This window comes from Flavobacterium sp. GCM10023249 (genome assembly GCF_042653365.1).
Lineage (GTDB): Bacteria > Bacteroidota > Bacteroidia > Flavobacteriales > Flavobacteriaceae > Flavobacterium.
The window spans coordinates 26,737-42,392 of record NZ_JBHSHZ010000006.1 but is presented as its reverse complement, the minus strand read 5'-3'; the positions used below and the strand labels follow the sequence as shown (position 1 = coordinate 42,392).

Sequence of the window (15,656 nt, the reverse complement as noted above, 5' to 3'; positions counted from 1 at the left end):
GTCAAAGTATGATTTTGCGATTGATTTTAGGCGACCAATTGAATAGCAACCATTCTTGGTTTCAAGAAGAGGATGTGTCACGCTATTTGTATGTTTTGATGGAAGTAAAGTCTGAAACAGAATATGTGCTACATCATCATCAGAAAGTGGTGGCTTTTTTCGCCGCGATGCGCAATTTTGCCGAAGAATTGAGATCCAAAGGTTTTCAAGTATATTATTTTAAAATTAACGATGCGGTTAATCATCATTCTTTTGAAAAGAATATTCAGTTTTTACAATCCCAATTTCAAGTAGATGCGCTGCATTATCAATTGCCGGATGAATATAGATTGTATCAGGAATTTAAAAATTTCAAAGGACTTTTTCCATTTGAAGTTAAAGCATTTGAAAGCGAACATTTTTATTGCAGTTTAAAAGAAATTGCGGACTTAGTTGCGGAAAAGAAATTCTATTTGCTTGAAAATTTTTATCGGTACTTACGGAAGAAATTCCATGTTTTAGTGGTAAATGATAAACCTATAGGAGGCAAATGGAATTTTGATTCGGAAAATAGAAACAAATGGAAAAACCAAGTGACTATTCCTAGCGCATTACTTTTTAAAAATGAAGTGACAGATATACTAGATGATTTGAAGGAAAAAGAAATTACCACTTTTGGAAAGCAACTACCCGTTTCAAATTATCCTAAATCAAGAAAACAAGCATTAGAACAATTGAACTATTTTTTAAAGTTTCTATTGCCTCATTTTGGTACGTATCAGGATGCTATGCATACGGAGGAAGCGCTATTGTTTCATTCTAATTTGTCTTTTGCACTGAATGTGAAAATGATAAGTCCTAAAGAAGTTGTCCAAGAAACCGAAAACTATTTTTATCAACATCAAGATACAATCGCATTAGCGCAGGTAGAAGGATTCATTCGCCAAATATTAGGTTGGCGTGAATATGTAAGAATGGTGTACTGGAATAAATTTGAAGAAGTAAAAACCAGTAATTTTTTAGAAAATAATTATCCTTTACCTTCCGTGTATTGGACAGGAAAATCAAAAATGAAATGTGTATCAACATGTGCGCAAAACTCCTTGGACAATTCCTATGCACATCACATTCAAAGGCTGATGGTGTTGGGTAACTATGCGCTATTGATGGAAACACATCCGGATGAAGTCGATGCCTGGTATCTTGGTGTGTATGTTGATGCAATAGAATGGGTGCAGTTGCCGAATACACGAGGAATGAGCCAGTTTGCAGATGGTGGAATTGTGGCGACCAAACCTTATATCTCTTCTGGTAATTATATTGATAAGATGAGTAATTATTGTTTGGATTGTACCTATGATAAAAAAACCAAAATTGAGGAGGATAGTTGCCCATTGAATAGTTTGTATTGGCATTTCTTAGATCGAAATAGAAATCGATTTGAAAACAATCAACGCATGAAAATGATGTATGCCTTGTTGAACAAAATGGATAAAAACGAATTAGAAAAAATAAATCAAAGAGCACAATTTTTAATTCAAACCAGAAATTGTTAAATGAAATGAATATAGAGAAAATTATTGCGCCTAGAATAAATTCTGAGTTGAAGGAAGCTGAAATTGATCGAATTATTGAAATGGCGTGGGAAGATAGAACACCATTTGAAGCCATTGAATATCAATTTGGACTACCCGAAAAAGAGGTAATTCAATTGATGCGAAAAGAATTAAAACGTTCGTCATTTAATTTATGGCGCAAGAGAGTAAACTCAGGAGTAAGCCAAAAACATTTGCGCAAACGCAATCCAGAAATTAACCGATTTAAATGCAGCCTGCAAAGACAAATCACAGGAAATAAAATAGCAAAAAGATAAAATTAATTATAAACCAATACATCTATATCCCATGACAAAAAATCCAGAAATAGATAAATCAAAGTTAGTCTCTTTTTCAATTGATGAAATTGGAGACAATCACTTGTTTACTAGCGTTGAGACACCCATGAAGCCTGATGCATTTGTTATGGCTGATGAAGAAAAAAAAGAAAAAATTGCTTTTCATTTTAGGGAAATTATGGAGGTTTTAGGTCTTGATTTGAACGATGATTCTCTAAAAGGAACACCACAACGTGTTGCAAAAATGTATGTTGATGAAATTTTTTGTGGATTAAATCCCGCGAATAAACCCCAAGTAGCACTTTTTGAAAATAAATACCAATACAATCAAATGTTGGTGGAAAAAAACATTACGTTTTATTCCAATTGTGAACATCATTTTGTGCCTATTTATGGTAAAATTCATGTCGCCTATATTTCAAAAGGTAAAGTGATTGGTCTATCAAAAATTAATAGGGTTGTTCAGTATTTTGCTCAAAGACCTCAAGTTCAGGAACGATTGACGATGCAAATCGGTTTGGAGTTACAAAAAATTTTAGAAACGGAAGATGTCGCAGTTATTGTAGATGCCAAACATTTATGTGTGTCTTCCCGTGGAATTAAAGATGAAAGTTCGGCAACAGTAACTAGTTTTTATGATGGTGTTTTTCAAAATGATCAAAAAATCACAGAATTACACAATTATCTTAAAATGTAATTTTTTTTTAAGATTCATAAATTAGTTTTATATATTTGTCAAATACAATAAGAAAGCAATGAACAACTTATTTACATATTTTAACAATTTTTTCTTTTACTTCTGGTATCAGATGCGGGATTGTTATTATGTAAACTTAAATTAAAGCAACAAATAAAGTTAATTATACAATACAATCCCGATGTAAAACCTACATCGGGATTTTTTTTTGTCCTATGGAAACTAAAATCGCAATTCAGGGTATTAAAGGTTCATTTCACCATCAAGTGGCAGAGCACTATTTCGATAGTGAAGTTGCTTTAGAGGAATGTATGTCATTTGGCGACTTGGTCAAAAGTTTATTGCATCAAAAAGCAGTAAAAGGAGTGATGGCTTTGGAGAATTCTATCGCCGGTTCAATCATTCCCAATTATGCGCTTATTGATCAGAACAACCTTCATATTATTGGTGAATATTATCTCCGAATCAATATGACACTGATGGCTTTAAGTGGACAAACTATCGCCGACATTAAAGAGGTACATTCTCATCCAATCGCCTTGCTGCAATGTGGTGTTTTCTTCAGTCAATATCCACATATCAAATTGGTTGAAAGTGCCGATACTGCTGAAACCGCACAAAGAATTCAAAGAGATCAGTTAAAAGGAATTGCTGCAGTAGCGAGTCCGGTAGCGGCAAAATTGTATGATTTAGATGTGTTGGCATCAGATATTCATACGATTAAAAATAACACGACTCGTTTTGTAATTGTCAAAACAACGAATAAAATCATTCCTGAAACCGAAATTAATAAGGCTTCATTGAAATTTGAGTTGGAAGACGAACAAGGGAATTTGGCGTATATACTTAATGAAATGAATCAATGTGGCTTGAATTTAACCAAAATCCAGTCCATGCCAGTGATTGAAAAACCTTGGACATATTCGTTTTTTATTGATGTGACGTTTGATAAATATGATCAGTATAGAAAGGCGAAAGCCATTTTGGAGTTGAAAACGAAAGAATTTAAAGTATTAGGTGAATATAAAAACGGAAGAGTATGATTGCAACTGCGAATCGATTGAAGAGTATCAATGAATATTACTTCTCTCAGAAATTAAAAGAAGTTCGTCAACTTATTTTGGATGGGAAACCCATCATCAACATGGGAATTGGAAGTCCAGATTTGGCGCCCTCTGATAAAGTGATTTTGGCTATTCAGAAGGCTTTATTTGATGAAAAAGCACACGAGTATCAAAGTTATCAGGGGTTGCCAGAATTGAGAAAAGGAATGGCTGATTTTTATGCAGTGCATTTTGGGATTTCACTAGATTCTAATAAGGAAATTTTACCGTTAATGGGTTCCAAAGAAGGAATTATGCATATTTCTATGGCTTTTTTGAATGAAGGTGACGAAGTGTTGATTCCAAACCCAGGTTACCCAACATATGAATCAGTATCCAATTTGGTCGGAGCGACTTCAGTTTTTTATGATTTGTATGAAGCAAATAACTGGGAACCTGATTTTGAAACACTGGAGCAAGGAGATTTGACAAAAGTAAAATTAATGTGGGTGAGTTATCCTCATATGCCTACCGGTGCAAGAGGAAGTAAAGAGTTGTTTGAAAAATTGATTGCTTTCGCCAAAAAACATGATATTCTGATAGTTAACGACAATCCCTACAGTTTTGTACTGAATGACAATCCAATGTCAATTTTACAAATTGAAGAAGCAAAAGAAGTGGCTTTGGAACTCAATTCGTTAAGTAAAACATTCAATATGGCAGGTTGGCGCGTGGGAATGGTTTCGGGTAGTGAAAAGTTGATTGAAGCTATTTTGAAAGTAAAAAGCAATATGGATAGTGGCATGTTTTACGGTATTCAAAAAGGCGCGGTCGAAGCATTGAAATTGGGTAAAAATTGGTTTGAAAAGCAAAATCAAATTTATCTGAAAAGAAGAACACTAATTTATGAATTGGTAGAAAAATTGGGTTGCAATTGTGATAAAGAAAGTGTTGGGATGTTTGTATGGGCTAAAATTCCTGAAACTGAAGAGTCATCCGAAATTTTTGTAGATAAAATTTTGAGAGAAAACGATTTGTTTATCGTTCCAGGAACTGTTTTTGGCACGAATGGGGAAAGGTATATTCGTTTTTCGCTTTGTGTCGATGAAGAAAAAATACAAGAAGTAATTAATAGATTTTAAAACCGATTACATTTGTGTAATCATTTGATATTATGGAAAATAAAAAAGAACTACATACTTGGTTAGATGATTTCAAACTGGCACATCCATTGGTGATTGCCGGGCCATGTAGTGCAGAAACCGAAGAACAAGTTATGGCTGTTGCCAATGAATTGAAAGCTTCTGACGTGTCTATTTTCAGAGCTGGGATTTGGAAACCGAGAACCCGCCCCGGGGGATTTGAAGGAGTAGGAGCAATAGGATTGCCATGGCTGCAGAGAGTAAAAAAGGAAACCGGACTATTAGTTGCCACCGAAGTTGCTACAGCGGAACATGTAAAATTGGCTCTGGAACACGATATTGATGTGTTGTGGATAGGAGCGCGAACTACTGTAAATCCATTTGCGGTACAGGAAATAGCCGATGTGTTGGCAAATACAGATAAAATTGTGTTGTTGAAAAATCCTGTCAATCCTGATTTGTCTTTATGGTTGGGTGGTTTAGAACGTTTGTATAACGCAGGAATTAAGAAATTAGGAGTTATACATCGTGGTTTTTCGACCTATGATAAATCCAAATACCGTAACAATCCAGAATGGCAAATTGCTATCGATTTTCAGAATAAATTTCCGGATTTACCTATTATTTGCGACCCTTCACATATTGCGGGACGTCGTGATATGATCGAAGAAGTATCACAACAAGCTTTGGACTTAAATTATGACGGTTTGATGATTGAAACACATTGTACTCCGGATGAAGCATGGAGTGATGCTGCACAACAGGTAACTCCAGAAACATTGAAGCAAATATTTTTGGATTTAAAAGTTCGTAAAGAAGATGATAAAACAGATGACTACAATCAGCGTATTTCAAAATTGAGAACACAAATTGATGAGTTTGATGGTAAACTTTTAGAAATTCTAGGGAAAAGAATGAAAGTTGCCGATCAAATTGGTTTACTCAAGAAAGAAAAAAACGTGGCTATTTTACAAAATACACGTTGGAATGAAATATTGGGAAAAATGATTTTAGATGGTGAAGCAAAAGGTTTAAGTGAAGAATTTGTTTTGAAAATTTTCAAAGCAATACACCAAGAAAGTATCAATCACCAAGAAAAGATTTATAAATAAGATAAAGCCAATAGCGGCTTTATCTTACTTTTTCAATTTTCTAAAAATGAATCGGGTAATGTAAATCCCTTGACCGTCTTTGTCTCCTGAATCGCTTTCCACACCACTTAAGGCTTGGAATAATTCCCAACCTTCATTGGATAATTCATTAAGTTTAGAGGTGATTAAGGCATCATTTGCCGCGATGTTTTCAAATCGAATACCGCCTATGTTGTAAAAATTTAAAAGTTTCGTTTCTTCAAAATTTTCAACACGAATGTCGCCTCGATCACTTTTGTTTCTTCCTTCGCTATGTTGAGAAGTAAAATCTTTGTGGTTTCTTTTGTCTTCAACATCAATCAATCGGGATCTTCCTAATCCGTTTGGAACAATAGATTCAACACAAGTGACAACTTTAAATTCATATTGTTGTGCATTAATGGAATTAACAAAGCAAATAAACGCAAAGAGTGATACGATTTTTTTCATAGTTAGTTTGTTTTTAAGCCGTAATAAAAATAATAAAAAATTTGTTTCTTGTATATTTGCCCCATGACAGGAATCGTATATAAATCTACCGGAAGCTGGTATACTGTAAAAACCAAAGACAATGCGTTTTTAGAATGCCGTATTAAAGGGAAATTTAGAATTAAAGGAATAAAAAGTACCAACCCAATTGCGGTTGGAGATGTTGTGGATTATGATTTGGATACCTCTGCCGATGTGACCGTTGGTGTGATTACTACGATTCATGACCGAAAAAATTATATCGTCCGTAAATCTGTTAATCTGTCGAAGCAAACACATATTATTGCGTCAAACATTGATGTGGTTTTTCTGTTGGTAACTATCAATAATCCGGTAACGACAACTAGTTTTATCGATAGATTTTTAGTGACAGCCGAGGCATATGGCATTGAAGCGGTTTTGGTATTCAACAAGATTGATACTTTTGATGAAGCCATTCTGGATGAACAACTGTACCTGCAATACATTTATTCTACAATTGGCTATAAATGCTTACGAGTTTCAGCGCAGGAAAAGAAAGGTTTGGAAGAACTTAAAGCAATGATGATAGGGAAGGTTTCGATGTTTTCGGGGCATTCCGGTGTTGGAAAATCGACATTAGTCAATGCTTTAGAACCAACATTGAATCTGAAAACCAAACAGATTTCCGATTCACATAGCCAAGGACAACATACCACTACTTTTGCGGAAATGTTTGATTTGAGTTTTGATGCTCGAATTATTGATACACCCGGAATTCGAGGGTTTGGTGTAGTCGATATGGAAAAACAGGAAATCGGGGATTATTTTCCCGAATTCTTTGCATTAAAAGAGCAGTGTAAATTCAATAATTGTTTGCATAAAGAAGAACCTCATTGTGCTGTTAAAGCCGCTTTGGATAAAGACGAAATTGCATGGTCGCGATATAAGAGTTATATTCAGATTTTGGAAGGAGATGAAGAACATTACCGAACCGATATTTATGGAGAAGGAAAAAATAACGAAGAGGTAGAATAATGAAAGCAGTTATTCAAAGAGTTTCAAAAGCATCTGTTTCGATTTCGGGGAAAAAAACTGCTGAAATCAGTAAAGGATTGTTAATTTTAATCGGAATTGAAGATGCATCAAATCAAGAAGATATCATTTGGTTGGCTGCGAAAATTGCGAACTTGAGAATATTTGCCGATACTGATGGAGTTATGAACCTGTCATTGAAAGATTGTGATGGAGAAGTAATCGTGGTGAGTCAATTTACATTGCACGCACAAACCAAAAAAGGGAACCGTCCTTCTTATAGTAAAGCTTCAAAACCAGAAATTGCAATTCCATTGTATGAGCAATTCGTAAGTCAGATGGAAAAAGAAATCGGAAAGCCAGTACAAACAGGTCAATTTGGTGCAGATATGCAAGTAAGTTTGATTAATGATGGTCCCGTAACAATAATAATTGACACAAAAAATAAAGAATAGATGAAGAGTTTGTATTCCTTTTTTTTACTGATAGTTCTGCTGTCTTTTAATAGACTAAGTGCGCAAAATATGGATCTATTAGTGATTGGAATTCCAGCCGAACTCTCACAAAATGCCAATAGTGTTGTTCGTTCTCAGGAAATTTCAATTGAAATCAAATCGATTTCCAATATGATTGTTAAGACCAAAAAAGTGGTAACAGTTTATAATGAAAAAGGTTTGCGTAACGTAGATGCCTACGAACATTATGATAAAACGGAAAGTGTTAATGCTATTGAAGCAACTATTTACAATGCTTTTGGGAAAGAGATTAAAAAGTTGCGACGTAAGGATTTCTTTGACCAAAGTGTAGCTGACGGTTTTTCTGTAATTAATGATTCCAGAAGATTATCACTAAACTATGTGCCAACTGAATATCCTTTTACAATTGTTTATCAAAGTGAAACGCAAACATCGAACACGGCTTTTATACCAAGATGGTATCCCGTTGATGATTTTAATGAAAGTATCCAAAAATCAAAATTTCGAATAAATTATCCTTCTGATTTGGGTTTCAAATTCAAGGAAGTAAATTTTGATGGAAAAAAAATTGTCAAAGAACAAACCGCAAATTCTATAGAATATGTTGTCGAAAATCTACTTGCGGAAAGAGAAGAAGAACAAGCGCCATTTAAGTTTACCCATGTGTTATTCGGATTGGAAAAGTTTCAATTGGAGGGCGTAGAGGGGAATGCGAAAACATGGAAGGATTTCGGTCTTTGGATGAATGAAAAATTATTGAAAGGGAGCAATGAAATTCCTTTAGAGACACAAAATAAAATCAAAGCTTTAGTTGGCGATGAAACCGATCCGATTAAAAAAGCTAGAAAAATTTACCAATACGTTCAGGATAAAACACGGTACGTGAGCATTCAAATGGGTATCGGAGGTTGGAAACCCATGTTGGCTAAAGATGTCGACAGATTGGGGTATGGCGACTGTAAGGCATTGAGTAATTATACAAAATCATTACTGGAATTGGTTGGAGTGCCATCCTACTATGCGATTATTTACGGAGACGATGAGAAGAGAGATATTTTAGAAGATTTTGTTTCGATGCAAGGAAATCATGCCGTACTAGCCATTCCTCACAATCAAAAATTGACATTTTTAGAATGTACCAGTCAAACGCAGGCTTTCGGTTTTGAAGGGGATTTTACGGATGATCGATTGGCTTTAATTATCAAACCTGATGGTGGTGAAATCGTGAAAACGAATCAATATAGCAATACAGATAATGCCCAAATTACTACAGGTAAAGTTAAAATCAACAATGATGGTTCAATGCAAACCATTGCAACTGTAAACTATACTGGGATTCAGTATAATAACGTTGCGCCTATTGAAAAACTACCTCCCGATAAGATTAAGGAAAATTATAAAGAAAGATGGTCACACATCAATAATTTACTCGTTGATGAGGTGAAATTATCAAATAATAAAGAAAAAGTAGAATTCAAGGAGGAAGTGAAATTGAGTGCTGCAGGTTTTGTACAGAAAGTAGGTTCGGAAAAAATGGTAAACATTAATCTTCTCAATCAGAATCATAACATTCCGCAACGCTATAGAAATAGAAAAAACGGATTCGAAATTAAAAGAGGATTTTATGATGAAGATACCATCGAAATTGAATTTCCTGTTTCTAATAAATTAACTGCTAAACCTGAAAACACTACCATCGAGACAAAGTTTGGGACGTATAAGGCAGAAGTTTCAATTTTGAATCCTAATACATTACAGTACAAAAGAACACTGTTAATTAAAAAAGGAATGTACACCGCAACTGAATATGAAGAGTATAGAAAATTCAGAGAGCAAATAGCAAAACAAGACAATTCTAAAATAATTTTACAAGAGAATCAATAAGTCCATACACATATGAGAAACATTTTTATCGCTGTACTATCGATCATTTCGCTTCAGGCTTTTTCGCAGAAAAGAGAATTGGGTGAAGTAACCATTGAGGAATTAAAAGAGACAAAATATGCGAAAGATACATCGGCAGTAGCTTCGGTTATTTTTGAAAAAGGGCGTACCTATTTCGAATACAAACAAGGTGAAGGTTTCGATGTAATTACTGAGGTAGAAGCTAAGATTAAAATCTACAAAAAAGAAGGTTATGACTGGGCGAACAAAGAAATTGCTTATTATGTTGGTGGGAAAAGTGATCAGTCGGTAATGATTTCTAAAGCAGTAACCTACAATTTGGTTGAGGGTAAAATTGAGAAAACAAAACTGAAGTCGGAAGGTGAATTCACAGAGAAAAAAAATAAATTCTGGAAAATTAAAAAAATTACGTTGCCTAATGTAAAAGAAGGCTCAATTATAGAGTACAAGTATACATTAAGATCACCTTATATTTCAACGTTGCCAGAGTGGAGTTTTCAAAGAGAAATACCAGTACTGTACTCGGAATGTAAAGTTGGTATTCCAGAATATTATAAATACAATGTGTACAGAAAAGGAACTGTGCCACTTATAGAAACGAAGAATAAAACAAGTAAGACAGTTGCTCTTATTTCCAAATCAAGAACCCATGCAAATTTTCAAGGAAGTGTAACTAGTTCTTCTAGAGATGCATATGATTTTGTTTATAATGAAGATCAAACGATATACATCGCAGAAAATGTTCCGGCACTTAAAGACGAATCGTATGTGAACAACATTGAAAATTATATGTCAAGCATTCAGCACGAATTGCAAAGTGTTCAGTTTCCTCAGGCTCCATATGAGTTTTTTGCCACAGATTGGGATAATGTGGTGAAAAAGATTTATGAAGATACTGATTTCGGTCCGCAATTGAACAAAACAGGCTATTTTGACAATGATGTAAAAGCTTTGTTAGAAGGTATAACAGATAAAAATGAAAAAATTGCAATTATTTTTAATTATGTAAAGTCACGCATGAATTGGGACGGTATGCATTCTTATTCATGTGATAAAGGAGTTTCTGCAGCATATAATGATAAAATTGGAAATTCAGCTGAAATCAATTTGATGTTGGTGGCTATGTTGCGTTATGCAGGTATCGATGTAAGTCCGGTTATTTTGAGTACACGTGCCAATGGTATCGCATTGTATCCAAGTAGAAGTGCTTTTAACTATGTTATTGCGGGTGTCGAATTGCCTGATACGCTTCTTTTGTTGGACGCAACGAATAAAAATGCATTGCCTAATATTTTGCCAATTCGCGATTTAAATTGGGTGGGTAGAATTATCAGAAAAGACGGAACTTCGGCACAAATTGATTTGTCATCTAGTATTATATCAAAAGAAATCACAAACTTGATGGCAAGTATGAATTCGAAAGGTGAATTCGAAGGAAAAATCAAAACACAAAATTTTGATTACAATGCTTTTCTATTTAGAGAAAACGATGGGAAGTTGGCCAAAGAAGCTTACCTTGAGAAGAAAGAAAAGGAACTGGACGGATCTGTCGTTGAAGAATATACAGTTGAAAACACTGGTGATTTGAATAAGCCTATTGTTGAAACTTATTCGTTTAAAAACAGCAATTTAGTTGAAGCAATTGGTGATAAATTGTACTTTTCTCCGTTATTGTTTTTCTCCCAAACTGAAAATCCTTTTAAACAGGAAACGAGAGAGTATCCAATTGATTTTGTATTCCCAAGTCAGTCAAAATATTTAAATATCATCAATATTCCAGAAGGGTATGTAGTAGAATCTATGCCTACTGCAGTAGCCATTGTTTTTTCAGATGAGTTGTTGAGTTATAAGTTCAATATCAGTTCGAATGGTAAACAAATTCAGGTTTCTTCTGTTTTTGATGTTAAAACAAGTGTGTTGTCACCAGAAGATTACGAAGAGCTAAAAAGTTTCTTCGCCGAAATGATTAAAAAGCAAACCGAAAAAGTGGTGCTTAAAAAAGCGTAAAAATGAATTTTAAAGCAATTATTGCAGTATTAGTAGTTTCGTTTTGTCCATCTTTATCGGCTCAAAAACTAGAGCTCGATGCCGTTACTGTTGAACAATTAAATCAAAAAGTTCACCAAACTGAGACAAATGCACCTGCAGGGATTTTGTTTAAAAAGGCGACGACTAAATTCAAATATTTTGCAGATAAAGGATATGTAAGCTTTACCGAAGTTGATTTGAAAATTAAGATTTTTAAGAAAGAAGGTCTAGAATGGGCAAATTTTAAAATTCCCTATTTTGTAGGATACGATAATTTAGAAGATGAAACTGTGGAAATTGTTAAGGCATTTACATACAATTTTAAAAACAACCAGATTACGAAAGAAAAAGTAACAAAGACAGGAAAGATTGAAGAGAAGGTTAATGAATTTTGGAAAGCGAAAACGGTATTGTTTCCTAATGCAGAGGAAGGCTCAATTCTAGAATTGAAGTATATACTTAAATCACAAAATGCAGCAGTGCTGCCAGATTTTCAGTTTCAGTATGATATTCCTGTAGATTTTGCGGAGTATATAACCGAGATTCCGGAGTTTTATATCTATAAAGGAATTAAGAACGGTAGTTTGCAAGTCGACCTAAAAGAGACAATTGAAGAAACGGCCACAAAATATATTGATTCACATAACAGTTCAGCAGGATTCTATCACAAACAAATCAAGTCGGTTTATACGATAAAAAATATTCCTGCATTAAAAGAGGAGGCTTTTGTTACGAATATTCATAATTACTATGGCAAAATCGAACATGAACTCCAAACAGTTAGAATGCCAAATGAAAAGCCGGAGCAAATTTCCAAAACTTGGGGAGACGTTGCTTTGTCCATTTACGGAAAGCGTGAATTCGGAAAAGAAATTGAAAAACAATCGTATTATAATACTGATTTGAAAAGTTGGCTAACTCAATTGGATTCCGAAAAAAGTAAGCTTGAAAAAATTTTTACGTCTCTTCAAGCCAGAATGAATTGGAATAAAAGCTATGGTTACATGCCAAAACAGCCTTTGAATTACGCTTACGAATCAAAAGTTGGAAATGCAGCAGAAATCAATCTGATATTGGTATCGATGTTGCGAACGGCAGGATTGAATGCGAATCCTGTTTTATTGAGTACGAAAGACAACGGCATTGCATTATTTCCCAACAAATCAAAAATTAATTTTGTAATAGCCTCAGTTGAAATTGGTACAGAACGATTTCTTCTGGACGCAACGGACAAATACACAACGATTTATTCGCTTCCAGTTAATAATTTGAACTGGAACGGTCAATTAATCAAAAAGGATGGGACTTGTGTTGAAATAGACTTGATGCCAAAAATAATCTCAAAAGAAAGTGTTAGTTTGATTGGAACGTTCCAAAAGGATGGTTCGGTGTCTGGGAAAGTCAGACAAGTACGCGCAGATTATAATGCATTGGTGTTTAGACAAAATGAAGGGTTGAAAAGTCAAGATGCATATCTGGCTGAATTAGAAAAAGATTGGAAAGGTACAGAGATTAGTGATTATAAAATAGAGAATAAACAGGATGTTAATAAACCGATAGTGGAAATGTATTCTTTTAAGAATGATGGATATTATGAATCTATTGGAGATAAAATTTATTTTTTGCCTCTGGGATTTATGGCATATACTGAAAATCCATTTAAGGAAGAAAAAAGGGTCTATCCTATAGATTTTAATTTCCCGAATCAGGAAAAAATGTTATTTACAATTGATCTGCCTGAAGGGTATGTCGTTGAATCAATACCTCAATCGTTGAGTTTGACATTAAGTGATAAATCGTTATCGTATAAGTTTATGATTAGTAATACGGGAAAGCAACTTCAAGTTTCTTCAACTTTCGATATTAATACGAGTATAGTTGCTCCTCAGGATTACGATGAACTAAAAAGTTTCTTCGCCGAAATGATCAAAAAACAAACCGAAAAAGTAGTACTTAAAAAAGCATAATTATGGATTTGAAAAATGCGCAACTTGATGTAGACAATTGGATTAAAAACCATGGTGTTCGTTATTTTAACGAACTGACCAATATGGCGCAACTTACTGAAGAAGTAGGTGAGGTGGCCCGAATTATTGCGCGACGCTACGGAGAACAATCGGAAAAGGAAAGCGACAAAAACAAAGATTTAGGGGAAGAACTTGCTGATGTGGTTTTTGTAGTGCTGTGCCTGGCCAACCAAACCGGAGTCGATCTACAAGCTGCTTTCGATAAAAAAATGGACCTGAAAACTAAACGGGATCACGACCGCCATCATAACAACGAAAAATTAAAATAAATTGAACTGGATACTACTATTTATCGCGGGTCTTTTTGAAGTGGGTTTCGCTACTTGTCTCGGCAAAGCTAAAGAAGCTTCAGGAAACAGCGCTATATTATGGTACATTGGATTCTTACTGTGCTTGACTGTTAGTATGGTTTTGTTGGTGAAAGTATCCAAAGAATTGCCTATCGGTACAGCCTATGCAGTATGGACGGGTATTGGTGCTATTGGTAGTGTGCTAGTTGGAATATTCATCTTTAAAGAACCTGCAACGTTCTGGCGCGTTTTCTTTTTATCAACCTTAATTCTTTCCATCATCGGATTGAAATTTGTATCCAAATAATGAAACTGTTTCTTCAACTTTCTCAACTTCACAAACAATCGACTATTGCAATATCAGGTAGTAAGTCGGAAACGAACCGATTGTTATTGTTACAGGCTTTATACAAAACGATCTCGTTGAACAATGTGTCTAACTCTGACGATTCGGAAGTGATGACTAAAGCATTAAAAAGTGACAACTCAATAAAGGATATTCATCACGCTGGAACAGCTATGCGTTTTTTAACGGCTTATTATGCTACACAGGAAGGGAAAGAGGTAGAGTTGACAGGTTCTTCTCGGATGAAGGAACGTCCTATTAGTATCTTGGTAGAAGCTTTACGTCAATTGGGTGCTGTAATCGAATACACCGAAAACGAAGGGTTTCCGCCTTTGAAAATCACAGGCCAAAAAATCATGCAAAATAAAGTGACGTTGCCGGCAAATGTAAGTAGTCAGTACATTTCAGCTTTGCTGCTCATTGCTCCTAAATTGGAAAACGGTTTGGAACTTACTCTCGATGGTGAAATAACTTCCATCCCATATATCAAAATGACTTTGGCTTTGTTAAACGAAATCGGTGTGACAACTTCTTTCGTGGAAAATAAAATCACAGTAGCTCCAAAGCCTTTAATGCAAAGCAATCAGCAGCTAACTGTTGAAAGCGATTGGTCTTCGGCGTCCTATTGGTATTCCATGGTGGCACTATCTGAAATCGGTACAGAAGTAACGCTGTCAAGCTATAAACAAAATAGCTTGCAGGGCGATTCGGCTTTAGCAACAATTTATAGGGATTTCGGAGTGGAAACTGTTTTTGAAAATACTAAAATCACACTTCGTAAAATAAACCACAATCAATTGAAAACGGTACAATACAACTTAAACAATTGCCCGGATATCGCCCAAACTATTGCGGTTACGTGCTTCGGATTGAGTGTCGGATGCCATCTCACCGGATTGCATACGCTGAAAATCAAGGAAACGGATCGCTTGGAAGCAGTGAAGGCTGAACTAGAAAAACTGGGAGCTTCAATCGTAGTGACTAATGATTCATTAACCCTTGAAACTGGTGGTGAAATCAATAAAGGACTAGCAATCAAAACCTATCAAGACCACCGTATGGCCATGGCTTTTGCGCCGCTTGCTCTACGTATTCCAATTATCATCGAAGAAGCTGAAGTAGTTTCAAAATCGTATCCTGATTTTTGGAAGGATTTACAACAAGTGGGTTTTAAAATGACAGAGGTCTGAAAGTACCGAGAATACTAACATTTCAAC

15 protein-coding genes are annotated in these 15,656 nt (G+C 34.9%); 14 read left to right on the top strand and 1 reads right to left on the bottom strand.

Annotated features, from left to right (window positions below; all coding sequences use genetic code 11):
* Positions 1-8 precede the first annotated feature (8 nt).
* The 6 genes from ACFO7M_RS01865 (at position 9) to ACFO7M_RS01840 (ending at position 5,867) form a co-directional block, all read left to right on the top strand.
* A complete protein-coding gene (locus ACFO7M_RS01865; protein ID WP_379733719.1) occupies positions 9-1,535 on the top strand; it encodes a cryptochrome/photolyase family protein in 1,527 nt (508 codons plus the stop codon).
* A 5-nt stretch (positions 1,536-1,540) separates the two neighbouring features.
* Entirely contained in the window at positions 1,541-1,852 is a 312-nt protein-coding gene (locus tag ACFO7M_RS01860) for a TIGR03643 family protein (RefSeq protein ID WP_379718842.1), read from the top strand.
* A 31-nt stretch (positions 1,853-1,883) separates the two neighbouring features.
* The gene (gene folE, locus ACFO7M_RS01855; protein WP_379718845.1) at positions 1,884-2,570 is read left to right on the top strand and encodes a GTP cyclohydrolase I FolE; all 687 of its coding nucleotides are present in this window, start codon (positions 1,884-1,886) and stop codon (positions 2,568-2,570) included.
* Between the two features lie 215 nt (positions 2,571-2,785).
* Positions 2,786-3,613: a prephenate dehydratase gene (locus ACFO7M_RS01850; protein WP_379718848.1), complete on the top strand. Its 828-nt coding sequence runs from the start codon at positions 2,786-2,788 to the stop codon at positions 3,611-3,613.
* On the top strand, positions 3,610-4,755 hold the full coding sequence (locus tag ACFO7M_RS01845; protein WP_379733717.1) for a pyridoxal phosphate-dependent aminotransferase: 1,146 nt from the start codon (positions 3,610-3,612) through the stop codon (positions 4,753-4,755). The genes ACFO7M_RS01850 and ACFO7M_RS01845 overlap by 4 nt, the downstream gene beginning before the upstream one ends.
* 32 nt (positions 4,756-4,787) lie before the next feature.
* The gene (locus ACFO7M_RS01840) at positions 4,788-5,867 is read left to right on the top strand and encodes a chorismate mutase (RefSeq protein WP_379733715.1); all 1,080 of its coding nucleotides are present in this window, start codon (positions 4,788-4,790) and stop codon (positions 5,865-5,867) included.
* 24 nt (positions 5,868-5,891) lie between these two features.
* Here ACFO7M_RS01840 and ACFO7M_RS01835 read toward each other — a convergent pair whose 3' ends face one another.
* The gene (locus tag ACFO7M_RS01835; protein WP_379733713.1) at positions 5,892-6,335 is read right to left on the bottom strand and encodes a hypothetical protein; all 444 of its coding nucleotides are present in this window, start codon (positions 6,333-6,335) and stop codon (positions 5,892-5,894) included.
* A 63-nt stretch (positions 6,336-6,398) separates the two neighbouring features.
* Between ACFO7M_RS01835 and rsgA the strand changes: the two genes are divergently transcribed.
* From rsgA to aroA, 8 genes are all read left to right on the top strand, one after another.
* Complete coding sequence (gene rsgA, locus ACFO7M_RS01830) at positions 6,399-7,370, top strand: ribosome small subunit-dependent GTPase A (protein WP_379733711.1); 972 nt, start codon at positions 6,399-6,401, stop codon at positions 7,368-7,370.
* Complete coding sequence (gene dtd / locus ACFO7M_RS01825; protein WP_379733709.1) at positions 7,370-7,822, top strand: D-aminoacyl-tRNA deacylase; 453 nt, start codon at positions 7,370-7,372, stop codon at positions 7,820-7,822. The genes rsgA and dtd overlap by 1 nt, the downstream gene beginning before the upstream one ends.
* A 69-nt stretch (positions 7,823-7,891) precedes the next feature.
* The gene (locus tag ACFO7M_RS01820) at positions 7,892-9,727 is read left to right on the top strand and encodes a DUF3857 domain-containing protein (RefSeq protein ID WP_379733707.1); all 1,836 of its coding nucleotides are present in this window, start codon (positions 7,892-7,894) and stop codon (positions 9,725-9,727) included.
* Between the two features lie 12 nt (positions 9,728-9,739).
* A complete protein-coding gene (locus ACFO7M_RS01815; RefSeq protein WP_379733705.1) occupies positions 9,740-11,755 on the top strand; it encodes a DUF3857 domain-containing protein in 2,016 nt (671 codons plus the stop codon).
* 2 nt (positions 11,756-11,757) lie between these two features.
* Complete coding sequence (locus ACFO7M_RS01810) at positions 11,758-13,743, top strand: hypothetical protein (protein WP_379733703.1); 1,986 nt, start codon at positions 11,758-11,760, stop codon at positions 13,741-13,743.
* 2 nt (positions 13,744-13,745) lie between these two features.
* Positions 13,746-14,072, top strand: coding sequence for a nucleotide pyrophosphohydrolase (locus ACFO7M_RS01805; protein WP_256552489.1), 327 nt, complete (start codon positions 13,746-13,748; stop codon positions 14,070-14,072).
* A gap of 1 nt (position 14,073) precedes the next feature.
* Positions 14,074-14,400: a DMT family transporter gene (locus ACFO7M_RS01800; RefSeq protein WP_379718878.1), complete on the top strand. Its 327-nt coding sequence runs from the start codon at positions 14,074-14,076 to the stop codon at positions 14,398-14,400.
* Complete coding sequence (gene aroA / locus ACFO7M_RS01795) at positions 14,400-15,629, top strand: 3-phosphoshikimate 1-carboxyvinyltransferase (RefSeq protein WP_379733701.1); 1,230 nt, start codon at positions 14,400-14,402, stop codon at positions 15,627-15,629. Before ACFO7M_RS01800 ends, aroA begins: the two co-directional genes overlap by 1 nt.
* The last annotated feature ends 27 nt before the right edge of the window (positions 15,630-15,656 follow it).

Bases quoted from the DNA above. Each gene is read 5' to 3' on its own strand.
- ACFO7M_RS01865 (WP_379733719.1), top strand. From the start codon at position 9: ATGATTTTGCGATTGATTTTAGGCGACCAATTGAATAGCAACCATTCT.
- ACFO7M_RS01860 (WP_379718842.1), top strand. From the start codon at position 1,541: ATGAATATAGAGAAAATTATTGCGCCTAGAATAAATTCTGAGTTGAAG.
- folE (WP_379718845.1), top strand. From the start codon at position 1,884: ATGACAAAAAATCCAGAAATAGATAAATCAAAGTTAGTCTCTTTTTCA.
- ACFO7M_RS01850 (WP_379718848.1), top strand. From the start codon at position 2,786: ATGGAAACTAAAATCGCAATTCAGGGTATTAAAGGTTCATTTCACCAT.
- ACFO7M_RS01845 (WP_379733717.1), top strand. From the start codon at position 3,610: ATGATTGCAACTGCGAATCGATTGAAGAGTATCAATGAATATTACTTC.
- ACFO7M_RS01840 (WP_379733715.1), top strand. From the start codon at position 4,788: ATGGAAAATAAAAAAGAACTACATACTTGGTTAGATGATTTCAAACTG.
- ACFO7M_RS01835 (WP_379733713.1), bottom strand. From the start codon at position 6,335: ATGAAAAAAATCGTATCACTCTTTGCGTTTATTTGCTTTGTTAATTCC.
- rsgA (WP_379733711.1), top strand. From the start codon at position 6,399: ATGACAGGAATCGTATATAAATCTACCGGAAGCTGGTATACTGTAAAA.
- dtd (WP_379733709.1), top strand. From the start codon at position 7,370: ATGAAAGCAGTTATTCAAAGAGTTTCAAAAGCATCTGTTTCGATTTCG.
- ACFO7M_RS01820 (WP_379733707.1), top strand. From the start codon at position 7,892: ATGGATCTATTAGTGATTGGAATTCCAGCCGAACTCTCACAAAATGCC.
- ACFO7M_RS01815 (WP_379733705.1), top strand. From the start codon at position 9,740: ATGAGAAACATTTTTATCGCTGTACTATCGATCATTTCGCTTCAGGCT.
- ACFO7M_RS01810 (WP_379733703.1), top strand. From the start codon at position 11,758: ATGAATTTTAAAGCAATTATTGCAGTATTAGTAGTTTCGTTTTGTCCA.
- ACFO7M_RS01805 (WP_256552489.1), top strand. From the start codon at position 13,746: ATGGATTTGAAAAATGCGCAACTTGATGTAGACAATTGGATTAAAAAC.
- aroA (WP_379733701.1), top strand. From the start codon at position 14,400: ATGAAACTGTTTCTTCAACTTTCTCAACTTCACAAACAATCGACTATT.